Origin of the sequence: Massilia atriviolacea (genome assembly GCF_003953935.1) — a bacterium.
Classification (GTDB): domain Bacteria; phylum Pseudomonadota; class Gammaproteobacteria; order Burkholderiales; family Burkholderiaceae_D; genus Telluria_A; species Telluria_A atriviolacea.
Genome location: NZ_RXLQ01000006.1, coordinates 142,613 through 155,509, shown reverse-complemented (window position 1 = coordinate 155,509; position 12,897 = coordinate 142,613). Strand labels below are relative to the sequence as shown.

The 12,897-nt window shown below is 65.7% G+C and carries 10 protein-coding genes; 5 read left to right on the top strand and 5 right to left on the bottom strand.

The window, feature by feature from the left end; translation table 11 throughout:
- Positions 1 to 35 precede the first annotated feature (35 nt).
- Both EJB06_RS13025 and EJB06_RS13020 read right to left on the bottom strand, forming a co-directional pair.
- Positions 36 to 1,358, bottom strand: coding sequence for a GH1 family beta-glucosidase (locus EJB06_RS13025; RefSeq protein WP_126074456.1), 1,323 nt, complete (start codon positions 1,356 to 1,358; stop codon positions 36 to 38).
- Between the two features lie 104 nt (positions 1,359 to 1,462).
- Positions 1,463 to 3,883: a TonB-dependent receptor gene (locus tag EJB06_RS13020; protein WP_126074455.1), complete on the bottom strand. Its 2,421-nt coding sequence runs from the start codon at positions 3,881 to 3,883 to the stop codon at positions 1,463 to 1,465.
- Positions 3,884 to 4,066: 183 nt separating this feature from the next.
- On the opposite strand from EJB06_RS13020, the gene EJB06_RS13015 reads away from it, so the two are divergent.
- From EJB06_RS13015 to EJB06_RS32505, 4 genes are all read left to right on the top strand, one after another.
- Positions 4,067 to 5,674, top strand: coding sequence for a tryptophan halogenase family protein (locus EJB06_RS13015; RefSeq protein WP_126074454.1), 1,608 nt, complete (start codon positions 4,067 to 4,069; stop codon positions 5,672 to 5,674).
- Positions 5,675 to 5,716: 42 nt separating this feature from the next.
- Positions 5,717 to 6,730, top strand: coding sequence for a LacI family DNA-binding transcriptional regulator (locus EJB06_RS13010; protein ID WP_126074453.1), 1,014 nt, complete (start codon positions 5,717 to 5,719; stop codon positions 6,728 to 6,730).
- Positions 6,731 to 6,917: 187 nt separating this feature from the next.
- Positions 6,918 to 7,772, top strand: a complete 855-nt coding sequence (locus EJB06_RS32510; protein ID WP_229427059.1) for a PEP-CTERM sorting domain-containing protein — start codon at positions 6,918 to 6,920, stop codon at positions 7,770 to 7,772.
- Between the two features lie 114 nt (positions 7,773 to 7,886).
- The gene (locus EJB06_RS32505; protein ID WP_229427058.1) at positions 7,887 to 8,729 is read left to right on the top strand and encodes a PEP-CTERM sorting domain-containing protein; all 843 of its coding nucleotides are present in this window, start codon (positions 7,887 to 7,889) and stop codon (positions 8,727 to 8,729) included.
- Between the two features lie 52 nt (positions 8,730 to 8,781).
- Here EJB06_RS32505 and EJB06_RS12995 read toward each other — a convergent pair whose 3' ends face one another.
- Positions 8,782 to 9,300, bottom strand: a complete 519-nt coding sequence (locus tag EJB06_RS12995; RefSeq protein ID WP_198420825.1) for an HD domain-containing protein — start codon at positions 9,298 to 9,300, stop codon at positions 8,782 to 8,784.
- Between the two features lie 47 nt (positions 9,301 to 9,347).
- Positions 9,348 to 9,830 (bottom strand): hypothetical protein, encoded by a 483-nt coding sequence (locus EJB06_RS12990; protein WP_126074452.1) that lies wholly within the window; start codon positions 9,828 to 9,830, stop codon positions 9,348 to 9,350.
- 142 nt (positions 9,831 to 9,972) lie between these two features.
- On the opposite strand from EJB06_RS12990, the gene EJB06_RS12985 reads away from it, so the two are divergent.
- Positions 9,973 to 11,862, top strand: coding sequence for a tetratricopeptide repeat protein (locus EJB06_RS12985; protein ID WP_126074451.1), 1,890 nt, complete (start codon positions 9,973 to 9,975; stop codon positions 11,860 to 11,862).
- Here the strand turns inward: EJB06_RS12985 and EJB06_RS12980 are convergent.
- Complete coding sequence (locus EJB06_RS12980; RefSeq protein ID WP_126074450.1) at positions 11,859 to 12,890, bottom strand: nucleotidyltransferase family protein; 1,032 nt, start codon at positions 12,888 to 12,890, stop codon at positions 11,859 to 11,861. The two genes, EJB06_RS12985 and EJB06_RS12980, sit on opposite strands and share 4 nt — an antisense overlap.
- Positions 12,891 to 12,897 lie beyond the last annotated feature (7 nt).

Here is a 12,897-nt window from a genome sequence, read left to right as displayed (position 1 = left end):
TGCCTCCAATGGAAAAGCAAAGGAACAGCGGTCGATCAGCGCTGGCGCTGGGCGGTCACGACATCGCGGTACCAGATGGCGCTGTTCTTGAGCGTGCGTTCCTGGGTCGCGTAATCGACATGGACGATGCCGAAGCGCTTGGCGTAGCCCGAATTCCATTCGAAGTTGTCGAGCAAGCTCCAGAGGAAGTAGCCGCGCACGTCGACGCCCTGCTCCATGGCCGCCTTGAGCGCGTCCAGGTGCATCTGCACGTAGGCGATGCGCTCCGGATCGGCGACCTTGCCGTCGTCGACGGTATCCGGATTGGCCATGCCGTTCTCGGTGATGTAAATCGGCGGCAGCATGTATTCGGCATTGAGCTTGACCAGCAGTTCGGTCAGGCCCTGCGGATAGATTTCCCAGCCCATGTCGGTGAAACCGAGCTTGCCGGGCGGCGTGCGCGGCGGCGTTTCGGCGCTGCAGAAAGAGCGGAAGTAGTAGTTCACGCCGAGGAAGTCGATCGGCTGGGCGATGATCGCCATGTCGCCGTCGTGCACCACGGGCGCCATCTCGCCGTGCGCGCGCAGCGCCAGTTCCGGGTAGCGGCCCTTGAAGATCGGGTCCATGAACCACTGCACCGAGCGCGCGTATTCGAGTTCGGCCAGATTGCGGTCGGCCTCGGAATCGGTGGCCGGATCGGCCGTCCACTGGTTCAGCACGATGCCCAGCCGCGCCGAGGTGGCGGCGGTGCGCATGGCGTTCATGGCCAGGCCGTGCGAGAGCAGCAGGTGGTGCGAAACCTGGATGGCCTGCCTGGCGTCGCTCACGCCGGGCGCGAACTGCGAGTTGCCGTAACCGAGATTGGCGGTGCACCACGGTTCGTTATGGGTGGCGATGGCGTCGATCCGGTTGCCGAAGCGGCGCGCCACCTCCTGCGCGTAGTCGGCGAAGCGGTAGGCGGTGTCGCGATTCATCCAGCCGCCATCGTCCTGCAAGCCCTGCGGCAGGTCCCAGTGGTACAGGGTCAGGTGGGCCTTGAGGTCCTTGGCGGCCAGTTCGTCGAGCAGGCGGTCGTAGAAACCGAAGCCGGCTTCGTTCCAGGCGCCCTTGCCGCTCGGCTGCACGCGCGCCCAGGCCATCGAGAAGCGGTAGGCGTCCACGTTCAGCGACGAGATCAGGCCCACGTCTTCGCGGTAGCGGTGGTAATGGTCGCAGGCGACCGTGCCGTCGCTCCGGTCCTTGATATTGTTCGGGTTGAGGCAGAACGTATCCCAGATCGATGGCCCCTTGCCATCAGCTGCGGAGCCGCCCTCGATCTGGAAGGCGCTGGTCGCGACTCCCCACGTAAAGTCGGCGGGAAATTGATTGGATTGGTTCATGGTAGAGCTCGATATCGGTGGGGCGATGACGGGACGCGCGGCGCCCATGCAGGCACGCCGCGCCTTGATCCGCTCCCCGGAGGAAGCGGACAGGATGGCGGGACTTAGAAGTCGACGCCGGTGTTAAAGCCGAAGGTGCGCGGCGGCAGGTACTGCGCCACCCAGATGGAATTGAAGCCGTTCGCTGCGCTGGTCTTGATGTTTTTGTCGGCCACGTTACGCACGAAGGCATCGACCCACCACTTGTTGCTGGTGTAGCGCAGGCCCAGGTCGGTGCGGGTGTAGGCTTTCTGGCGGTCGCCCTCGCCCAGGTTGAACACGCTCAGCCAGGACGCGGTTTCGTAGTGGGTCGAGATACGCGGCACCAGCGTGGCGCCGCCGGCCAGTTCGAAGCTGTGCTGGTACTGCAGCTGCATCGAGAACTTCGGCGCGTGCGGCATGGTGTTGCCGCTCACGTCCAGGCAGTTGCCGATGCCCGGGATGTTGCAGACCGGCAGAGTGTAGTCGTTGCTGCCGCCAATCAGATTGCCCAGCTTGGCGCGGGTGTAGGCCAGGGTCAGCTGCAGCTTGTCGTCGCGCGTGAGCTTGGCGGCGATTTCCGACTCCACGCCGAACACGGTGGCGCCGTCGGCATTGTTGGTGGCCAGCCCGCGGGTGCCGTCCGGATTGCTGACCGGAGCGCTGAACTGGAAGTCCTTGAAGTCCGAATAGTAGATCGCGTTGTTCACCTTGACCATGCCGCCCATCAGGGTGCTCTTGCTGCCGATTTCATAGTTGGTCAGGGTTTCGGCGCCGTACGGACGGCCGCCATCCTGCAGGCCGCCCGACTTGTAGCCGGTCGAGACGCTGGCGTAGAGCATGTTGCTGCGGTCGAGGTCATAGTTCACCCGTACCAGGCCGGTGGTCTTGCTGCCGTGGTAGACGCCGTCGTTAGATGGATTGTTCGGCACGAAGCCCTGGCCCGGAAGGCGCGGGTCGATCGATGGGCTGACCGGCACTTGCGGCACGTCGGCCTTGCTGTCCCAGGTATAGCCGTTGCCGCCCTGGTTGGTGCGCTTGTCCTTGGTGTAGCGCAGGCCGCCGGTCAGGTGCAGCTTGTCGCTGATGTTCCAGGTGGCCTGGCCGAAGGCGGCGGTCGAATCGACGGTCTGCTTCGGCTGGATGAAGGAACCCTGCCAGTTGACCGTGCCCTCCTGCGTGCCGTTGAAGATCGGGATATCGAAGCGCATGTCGTTCTTTTCGGCCGCGTAGTACAGGCCGAGCTGCCAGTCGACGGTCTTCTTGCCCAGCGATTGCAGTTCGAGTTCGTGGCTGTGGTTCTTGTAGTGCGAGGCGACGGTGTTGTTGGCCTGGTATTTGGCGCCGGTGGCGAAGCTGGTCGGAATCTCCACGCCGCCATCCTGGTCGAAGGTCGACGCACCGGAGAAGCGCGCCACGCCGGCGATGTAGTGCAGCGCCAGCGAATCGTTGATGGTGTATTCGAGGCGCGAGCGGATCGCGTCCGAATCGCGCTTGACCATCGGCGCCACGTCGGCCAGGGTCGACCACAGGTCGGTGCCGGCGCGCGGGGTTTGCAGCAGGTTCATGCTCGGGGTACCGCGGTCGGCGTATTTTTCGTACGAGACGTTCCACTTCACGTCGGGCCGGATGTTCCACAGCAGGGACAGGCGCACCGCGGTCTGGTCCTGGGCGCCGTATTGCGGGCCGTTGGCGATGAACAGGTTCGGATTGATCGGACGGAAGTCGCTGTCCTTGCCGCCGCCGGCCTTGAAGGCGGCGCGCTGGTCGGCCACCGAAATCCTCGGCAGCTTCTGGTAGTCGACGTAGCCTTCGTGCTGTTCGTGCACGGCGGCGATGCGCAGGGCGGCGGTTTCGCCGAGCGGAATGTTGAAGGCGCCGCGCGTACCGAGGCGCTTGTAGTCGCCCATGCCCGCTTCGATATTGCCCGAACGCTCGCCGAGCACCGGCTTGGTGGTCTGCATGTTGACCGCGCCGACGGTGGAGTTGCGGCCCCACAGGGTGCCTTGCGGGCCGCGCAGCACTTCGATCGCTTCCAGGTCGAACAGCAGCGAAGTGGCGCCTTCCGGACGCGGCGAGTAGATGCCGTCGATGAAGCTGGCCACTTCGGGATCGGCGTATTCGGTCTTGGCGCTGTCGTTGCCGATGCCGCGCAGGGTCATGGTGATGACGCCATGGTCGCCCTGGCCGGTGGCCTGGAAGCCCGGCACCAGGTTGACCACGTCCTGGATCGTCTGTACGTGGTTGTCCTGCAGCGATGCGGCGTTGATCGCGGTGATCGCGATCGGGGTTTTTTGCAGCGGGGTCGAACGCTTGGTCGCGGTGACCACGACTTCGGGAATCACGTTCGAGTCGGCGCTGGCGACGTTCTTGCTGACCGCAGGCGCTGCCGGGGCTTGCGCCGTTTCCTGGGCATTTGCCGCGCTGATGCCTGCGAGCAATGTCAGGATGGCGAGTTGAATTGGGGCGCGAGCGCGGCGAAACGCCTGGGTGGCGGTAGGTTTCATGCAGTCTCCATTCGGAATGATCCGATTTTTGTTGTTCAAAACTTGGCTGGGCGAGAAAACGTTTTCATCAGACTTGAAAACGATTTCATGGTACATTTCGGTGCAATCCAAAGTCAAATGAAATATTCTGGTGCGGTTCTTTTTGTCATATTCGCCACACTCCGCCACAAAAAGGGGCAATTCATGAAAGCGTTTCATAACGTGTTGATCGTCGGCGGCGGGACCGCCGGCTGGCTCACCGCCTGCTACCTGGCGCGCACCCTGGGTGCGGCCGGCGTAGGCGCGGCCGGCGTAGGTGCAGCCGGCGTAGGCGCGGCCAGCGTAGGCGCGGCGAGCGCCGGCGCGAGCGGCGTGAGCATCACCCTGGTCGAGTCGCCCGAGATCGGCATCATCGGTGTCGGCGAGGGCACTTTTCCGTCGATCCGGTCGACCCTGGCCGCGATCGGCATCGACGAAGCGCGCTTCGTGCGCGACTGCGAGGCCACCTTCAAGCAGGGCGTGCGCTTCAACGACTGGGTGCGCCCTGCCGGCGCGCCCGGAGCGGACCACTACTTCCATCCCTTCAGCCAGCCGAGCCAGCGCCAGGGCGGACCGGAACTGCTGCCGCACTGGCTGCAGGGCACGGCCGGCGCCGGGGTTGCTTTCGCCCAGGCGGCGACCATGCAAAAGCGCGTGGCCGACGCCGCGCACGGGCCCAAGCGCCTGGCCGACGCCGATTATTCCGGGCCGATGAACTACGCCTACCACTTCGACGCCGGGCGCTTCGCCGCCCTGCTGGCCGAGCATGGCCGTTCGCTCGGCGTGCGCCATGTACAGGCCAATGTGGAACGGGTCGAACTCGATGCCGGCGGCGCGATCGCCTGCGTGCACACGCGCGAACACGGCGCGCTGGGCGCGGACCTGTTCGTGGACTGCACCGGTTTCCGGGCCGCGCTGATCGGCGAGGCGCTCGGCTCGCCGTTCCGCAAGATGGACGACGTGCTGTTCGTCGACCGCGCGCTGGCGCTGCAGGTGCCCTACCCCGCGCCCGATACCTTGATCCCCTCGTACACCATCTCCACCGCGCACGAAGCGGGATGGACCTGGGACATCGGCCTGCAGCGGCGGCGCGGCATCGGCTACGTGTATTCGAGCCGCCACACGACCGACGAACGCGCCGAGCAGGTGCTGCGCCGGTACATCGGCGCCGCCGCCGACGGCCTCGCGCCGCGCCAGCTGAAACTCAATATCGGCTACCGCGAGGTGCAGTGGGTGAAGAACTGCGTGGCGGTCGGGCTGTCGGGCGGCTTCCTGGAGCCGCTCGAATCGTCCGGCATCGGCCTGATCGAAACGGCGGCCTACCTGATCGGCCACCTGTTCCCCTTTAACGGCGACACCGCGCCGGTGGCGGCCCAGTACAACCGCCTGATGCGCGAGCGCTACGAGCGCGTGGTGGACTTCATCAAGCTGCACTACTGCCTGAGCCAGCGCACCGATTCGGCCTTCTGGACCGACAATACCGACCCGCGCTCGATTCCCCAGTCCCTGCGCGACAAGCTGGCCATGTGGCGCTGCCGCGCGCCGCACCGGCTCGACTTCGTGGCCGACGTCGAAATGTATCCGACGTCGAGCTGGCAATATGTGCTGTACGGGATGGAGTTCGCCACCAGCCTGCACCCGAGCGCCTGCCATCCGGCGCGGCGCGAGGAAGCGGCTGCCGAATTTGCCATGATCGCCAAACTGGCAAGCCACGCGCTGGCGGACCTGCCGCCGCACCGCGCGCTGGTCGAACACCTGTGTCAACGACGATGAATCGGCATCGGAACACGAGAATCACACGACGAGAATCACACGATGAGAAATAACGACAGCGGTGCGGTCACCCTGCACCAGGTGGCGCACGCCGCCGGCGTGTCGCCGGCCACGGCATCGCGCTTCATGAACGGCACGGCCAGGGTCTCGGACGCCAAGCGGCGCAGCATCGAAGACGCCATCGAACGCCTGAACTACAAGCCGAACCTGGTGGCGCAGGGCCTGAAAATGGGCAGCACGCGCACCATCGGCGTGCTGACGCAGTCGCTGGTGTCGGGCTATTTCAACGACGCCATGGTCGGCATCGAAGACGCGGTCAAGGCGGCCGGCTATGCGCTCCTGATCATGAGCGGGCACTGGCACGCGCTTGAAGAAGCCGAGCGGGTCGAACTGCTGATCGGACGCCGTGTGGACGGCGTGGTGATCCTGACCGGGAACATGAGCGACACCCAGATCCTCGATTTTTCGCAGCGCGTGCCGATCGTCGCGTTCGGGCGCAAGCTCGAAGGCGAGCGGGTTTTCGGTTTTTTCCTCGACAATTACGGCGCCGCCTGCGAGGCGATGGAACTGCTGATCGAACAGGGCCACCGGCGCATCGCCTTCATTCGCGGTTCGGACGACCAGGAAGACGCGCACGCGCGCCTGGCCGGCTACCGCGACACCCTGGCGAAACACCGCATCGAGCCCGATCCCGACCTGATCGTGGCGGGCGACTTCCAGGAATCGGGCGGGCTGCAGGCGGTCAACCAGCTGCTCACCTCGGGAGCGCGCTTTTCGGCCATCTTCGCGGCCAACGACCTGTCCGCCTACGGCGCGCGCCTGGCCTTGTACCGGCGCAGCATCCGGGTGCCGGAAGACGTCTCCATCATCGGTTTCGACGACCTGCATAGTTCGATGTACACCACCCCGCCGTTGACGACCGTGCGCCAGCCGCTGTACGACGTCGGCTCCTGCATCGGCAGCATGATGCTGGGGATGATCGGGCGTGACGAAGTGAAGGTGACGCCGCCGGCATTGAGCCTGGTGGTGCGGGAGTCGGTGCGGCGCCTGACGTAAGCCGTGGGCAGCCACGCTGCGCCGGTTCGATGGCCCCGGCGCCTGGCGCCGAGCGGGTCGGCGGCATCGCGGCCTGGCGTCGGATGCACGTGATAATGTGTAAAATTTGCAACAAATTCGTGTGTGCGCGCAGGGCGCTGCTATATTGTCATTTCCGATAATCTTGCAATTCCTTCAAGGCCCATCCATGAATAAATTCGCCGTAGGCGTGCTCTTCGCAGCCACGCTGGCGTCACCGCTGTTGGCCCACGCACAGGTTCACGCCGAAGCCAGCCTGACCAATTTTTCGTACACCCTGATCGACCTGTTGCCCGATGATGGCATCACGCCGTCGCTCAGCATCGTCGCGCCCGTCGGGTATGCCGGCGGCTCCAGTGTCTACGGTTCGATCATGCAAAGGCGTACGAACGAACCGGAGTTCGAAGACAGCCGCACGCAAATAACGACGCGCTATAACCGCAACCTCGACGTGAAGCTCGGCGCACCTGCCGGCGCCGCAAACGCCAGCGTGACGGGGTCCAATTTCGGCGCATTGCAATTCCACACAAATGTGTCCACGACCGGCGCCCCTGAGGCATTCCGCTCGGCCTCCACGTACGCCCGTTCCGAAATCCTCGAATTTGTGCTGTCGCCCGGAACGCAGGTGTCGTTTTTCGCAGACTTCAACGGCAGCGCCACGACCACGGAACCGAAAGGCAGCGCGTACCGCGATTTGGCAAACGCGGAAGCTTCCTTCATGCTGAGAAGCGATGGGTTTGGCTACGATTCGACATCGATCAATCTGGCCGCATCGAACCTGTCTTTCGCCGATGCTCCTCCGGCGACGATGTCCGCCAGTGAACGCATGTCGCTCACGCTCGGCAACAGCTCGGCGTCTGCGGCGAAGCTGCATCTGGAAATCTTCACGGGCTCGTCCCTGCAATCCGCGTATGACGCGCAGGCAGCAAGCGCCGTGCCCGAGCCGGCCACAACGGCCATGCTGGCGGCCGGACTGGCCCTGGTCGCAGGAGCAGTCCGCCGCCGCAAGGCCCAGGACCAATAACCGTCGGCCAGCCGCTGGCGCGGCCGGTGCGGCCTATCGCTGGATGCGGCTGCCGGCAGCACTGGTTTTGCCGCTTTCCATGCAAGACACACTTAACATGAACCCAGGATATCCATGAAGACAATTTTTGCCACGCTGGCATTGAGCGCAACGCTCGCCGTCCCGCTGTCCGCCAGCGCGCAAGTGAGCGCATCGGGCACATTGAACAATTTCTCGTACACGCTGGTGGACCTGCTGCCGAACGACGGCATTGCACCATCGCTCTCGATCGTCAAGCCCGGCTACCCCCATCCGCAGGGCACGACCGCGTATGGCGATTTCCGCCAGAGCGGCCCCGAGCAAGTGCAGGAAATCGACAAGGACAGGACGCGCTCGCTGTATAGCCGCCCGCTCGACGTCAACATTGCCGTCCCCGGGACCACCGTGGCGTCGACCGTCAGCGGCACCGATTTCCAGAGCCTGGACCTGCGCGCAGACGCGTCGACCACGCGTCTTGCCGGCCATGGCCGCACGGCGATCGCGTCGAGTTCCATGATGATCGAAGAATTCGTCCTCTCGCCCGGCACGCAAGTGAAGTTCTTTGCCGACGTCAATGCCAGTGTAGCAAGATCGATCAAAAGCACAGAGTTAATGGCAGAAAGCTCCAAGGTCATGGCCAGCATGGGCTTCGACGGCCTCCTGTCGAGCTGGTACCCGAATTCCAGCACCGAGTTCAAGTTCTCGATCTCGGACGACAGCGGCCTCTCGTACTCGACAAGCGAACGCTTGTGGATCATGTTCGATAACACGGCCGCGACGGCGTACAATCTGAAGCTGTCGATCGGCTTGTGGTCCGAAGTCAATGCGCTCGACAACACGCCAGCGACCAGCCCGGTGCCGGAACCGGCGACCTACGGGATGATGTTGGCCGGCCTGGCCCTGGTGGCCGGCATGGCGCGCCGCAAGCGGGCTGGCTGAGTTTTTGCAGGGGGCGCGGCCCGGCAGTCTTGCGACAGCCAGCGCACCTGCGTCAGACGATACTATGCCGCAGGCGTTCGCTGCCGCTGGCGGCAATGTCTTCGAACGCCGAATCGAGCGTGGTGAACACGTCCCAGCGCGCCTGGCCGCGCTGGGCGGCGGCCATGTCGATCACCAGCAGTTCCAGCGCTTCTTCGCGCTTGCCCTTCCATAGCTTGTCGGCCAGCGCGACCGACAATTCCTCGAACGAGTTCCCCGGGTCCTGCCATGCCGCGTGCGAGACGCAGCAGCGCGCCAGCGCCGGCGGCACGCCGTTGGCCAGCATCAGGGCCTGGCCGGCCGGCTCGTGGCGCGATCCGGGTCCGTCGAGTTCTTCGGGATGGACGATTTTACCGGCATCGTGCAGCGCCACCCCAAGCTCGATCAGGCGCGCGTCGAAGTGCAATTGCAGGCCGCTGTAGACGGCCATGAGCGCATCGGCCGCTTCCCCGACCAGTTGCAGGTGACGCAGCAGGCGTTCGCTGGCGCCAAGCGCGCGCAGCATGGCGGCGGCATTGGCGCGGTCGCGCAAGACGCTGTCTGGCCCGCCGGATTGAGCGCCCGCTGCCGCCGGACCGCTCATTTTGCGTCGTAGCTCAAGGCGTCGCGGTCGCGACAGCTCAGGCTCGCATAGCGCCCTTTGGGCAGCGCATTCTTGATGCCCAGTTCTTGCAGTTCGGCGCCGGGGTCGGTTTTCTCTTCCACCCTGCAGTAATTAAGCTTGGCGAATTTTTGCAGCGCTGCGGTGTTGCCTGTCACGCTGACCGTCACCCCCAGCCCTTCACTCACGCAGCAACCGACATAGCGCGTCATGTACTCTTCTTCGATCACGACCAGCGGATAACCAAGGAAGGTGGCCGGTTTATTGACCAGGTAGTAATCGTTGTAATCGGCACGCATGTTCGGACGCGGGTTGACGTAGCCGGCTTTCATGTACGCCTGGATCGCCTTGCCGGAGGTGCCGGCGCGCTTTTCGGCCGCCTTGTCGTATTTCATGGCGCTGGCAAGGCCGGCTTCGAGGTCGGGCAGGTCGGCAGCGCTGGACGCGCTGGCAAGACACAAGGAGATGACGCCGAAAAAAACAGATGTCGATATCTTCATGGTAGCGGGAAAGTGGAGTCGGTTCGCAGGTATTCTATAAGATATCGCCAGCGGTAAACAACCGGCGCGCCGGCGCGCCCCATCGACAGCAGGACCCGACAACATGAATTGGTTTAAAAAGCTCACCGGCCAGGCGCCGGGCAAGCAGGAAGACGCCGCGCAGGCGCAGGCAAGCTTGCCGGCGCCAGCCACCGCCGGCATTGATCCCGCCGCAGGCCAGGCGCCGGTCCTGCGCGAAGGCACGCCCGAATTCCATCTGTTCCTCGCCCGCACGAGCCTCGACAGCGGCGCCGATCTCGCGCACGGAGCGGCGCATCTGGCCAGCCTGCTGGCGGCCGATCCGCGCCGCGCCGCGTGGCAGGCCCTGGCCGCGCGCTATCTGGATGCGGCCGGCGGCGATGTCGACCTTCTACTGCCGGCCGGCGAGCAGCGCTTTGCCCACAGCGAAGCCTTGCGCGCCTGGTTCTGGCAGCGCCAGGGCAAGACGATGGAGGCGGTCGACCTGCTGCTGCAGGTCGCGCGTGCGCAGCGCAGCGCGGCCTGGCTGCACGCCTGGGCGCTCGACTGGGTCGAGCAGGAAGGCGCGCTGGCCGGCGTCGACCAAGCGACCGTGATGCAATTGCTGGCGACGGTGCTCAACAGCGTCGAAGAAGCCCACGAATCCCCGGCCGCTACCGTGCGCTTTGTGGAGCGCTGGGCGCGCGTGGCGGACCGCGCCAGCGCCGCGTATGCGGCATCGCCGCTGCTGCTGCTGGTGCGCGCCGGCCTGCACCGCAAGGCCGGCAATTTCGAGGCCGCGCTGGCGGTCACGGGGCCGATCGGCAAGGCCGCCTCCGCCGAGCAGGCCAGCGCCATCGGGCTGCTGCTGCGCTGCATGGGGCGCTACGACGAATCCGAGCAGGCGTTCGTCCGCGCCGGCAGCTTCGACCCGGCCGACATCACGCCCAGGCTGGAAGCGGGCGACACCCGTTTCGAGGAAGGCGACTGGCAAAAGGCGCTGGCCTGGTACGACGCCGTGCTGGCCTGCGAGGGCGAACAGGCGTGGGCGCAGGCCTCGGCATGGTACTGCCGCTACAAGCTCGATGGCGACGAAGCGTGGATGGCGCGCTTGTGGGAAGCGATGCGCGGCGGCGACAACCGCGCGCACCAGCTGGTATTTCGCGAGCGCGGACGGCTGCCGCAATCGTCGGACGCCACCGCCAACCTGCTGCGCCAGCTGCGCGAGGACTGGCTGAAAAACGACGGCGGCCAAGCGCGCACGATCAGGATCGGCGTCAGTTCGCTGGAAGCGCCCAGCAACCAGCTGGCGCTCGCGCTGGAATTGGCGGCGCACAATCGGCTGGCGCGGCTGGAGATGGACAGCGGCGCCCTGCCGGCGGTCGACCCGCGCCTGGCGCTGGCGCCGGTCGATTATCCGCTGTGGGCATACGACGGCAGCGTGCCGCGTCCGGCCCTGGCGGCGCCCGACGCTGCGGTGCGCGATGCCATCGCGGCGCTGGCGCAGCAGCCCTACCTGCCGCACGCGAACTGGGCCCAGGCCAGCCATGCGGCGGCAAGATTCGGCGCGCGCCATGTGCGCGACATGCTGGCGGTGATGGTGCATCCGCCGCCGCTGCCGCAGGGCGTGAGCGCGCTCGCATGGCTGCCGCGCGTGCAGCTGGCGGCGGCGCAGGTGGCCGGCCAGGTCGACGGCGGCTGGGAAGGATCGGCGCGGCGCCGCGCGCTGCTGTCGGTCCTGTTCGGGCCGATGGACTGGAGCACCTGCGCGGCGATCCGCGTGCTGGCCTGGATCGCCGCGCAGGAGCCGGCCTGCACCACCGATATCGTGCGCCAGTTCGAACGGATGGAACCTCACATTCCCCAGGTCGGCCATTGGGACTGGGTCGCGCTGCTGTACCAGCAGTGGCTGGAGATTCCCTCGCTGCGCGATGAGGAGCGCGAAGAACTGCGCCGCAAGCTGCAGGAAATCGAAGACGGCCAGGCGCGCGATTAACGCCAGCTGGCCTGGTACGCGCGCAGGCGGCCGGCGAGGTCGCCGGGGCCGAGTGTGAGCACCCACTGCTCGAACGACAGCGCCGCATCGTGCGGCGCGTCCAGGAAGCTGGCGCGGCAAGCGCTCATGAAGTCGCCCAGTTCCCTGCCCTGGTAGCCGGTGTGCGCGGCCACGATGGCGCCGTTCCACACAAGCTTGGCGCGCTTGTGGGTGTCGTGCCGGTCGATCGCCGCGAGGTAGCGGGGACGCGCCTCGGGGAAGATATCGTTAAAAATGCGCTGTTCCCAATCGGCCCGTTCGGCATCGCGTTCGGGCGACGCGCGTCCGCCATCCCAGGCCGACCAGTGGTAGCGGTCCAGTTCCGGTTTGTCGTCGATCCATTTCAGGAACGCGGTGTACGAAGGCCGCTTGGCATCGCGCACGCGGCTGGCGGCGTTGCGGTTGTCGAGCAGGTAGATCTGGCGGTGAAAATACGGGGTCGAGGCGGCGAATGCGAACACGTCGCCGAGGGTGTCGAAGCCTTGCAGGTAGCGCGCGTGGTCGTAGCCGAGCAGGGCGAAGGTTTTGGCGACGTCGCGCGTGATCAGGATCTCGGCGAACACCTGGTCCTTGTCGCGCAAGAGCGTCCACAGGCCGTCGTGGCCGTACTTGAGGCCCATTTTATGGGCGATGCGGCCCATCAGGTTGCCCAGGTCGTTGAAGGCGTAGTAGGAGGCGGCAAACGCCATTTCGTCGGCGGGGGTGGCGATCAGGTCGATCTGCATCGCGCGGAAATCGAACGAGACCACAGCGCCGTTGACGATCAGGTCCTGCGGCGCAAAGGCTGCCCTGACCTCCTCGATCCAGTCGGGCGGCAGGCGGGTCGATTCGATCAGGATGTCGCTGTCGCCGAAGGACTCCTTGCTGCCGTAGGCGAGGATCGGCTGGCAGCCGATGCCGGGAAACAGCGCGCGCAGCCTGTCGATGACGGCGGCGGTGATGGCCTGGTAAGCGGCGGCCGGCTGGCGGGTGACGCCGACGTGTTTCATGGCGTTT

Excerpts from the sequence above, each read along its gene's own strand:
- EJB06_RS13025 (WP_126074456.1), bottom strand. The coding sequence starts at position 1,358 with ATGAACCAATCCAATCAATTTCCCGCCGACTTTACGTGGGGAGTCGCG.
- EJB06_RS13020 (WP_126074455.1), bottom strand. The coding sequence starts at position 3,883 with ATGAAACCTACCGCCACCCAGGCGTTTCGCCGCGCTCGCGCCCCAATT.
- EJB06_RS13015 (WP_126074454.1), top strand. The coding sequence starts at position 4,067 with ATGAAAGCGTTTCATAACGTGTTGATCGTCGGCGGCGGGACCGCCGGC.
- EJB06_RS13010 (WP_126074453.1), top strand. The coding sequence starts at position 5,717 with ATGAGAAATAACGACAGCGGTGCGGTCACCCTGCACCAGGTGGCGCAC.
- EJB06_RS32510 (WP_229427059.1), top strand. The coding sequence starts at position 6,918 with ATGAATAAATTCGCCGTAGGCGTGCTCTTCGCAGCCACGCTGGCGTCA.
- EJB06_RS32505 (WP_229427058.1), top strand. The coding sequence starts at position 7,887 with ATGAAGACAATTTTTGCCACGCTGGCATTGAGCGCAACGCTCGCCGTC.
- EJB06_RS12985 (WP_126074451.1), top strand. The coding sequence starts at position 9,973 with ATGAATTGGTTTAAAAAGCTCACCGGCCAGGCGCCGGGCAAGCAGGAA.
- EJB06_RS12980 (WP_126074450.1), bottom strand. The coding sequence starts at position 12,890 with ATGAAACACGTCGGCGTCACCCGCCAGCCGGCCGCCGCTTACCAGGCC.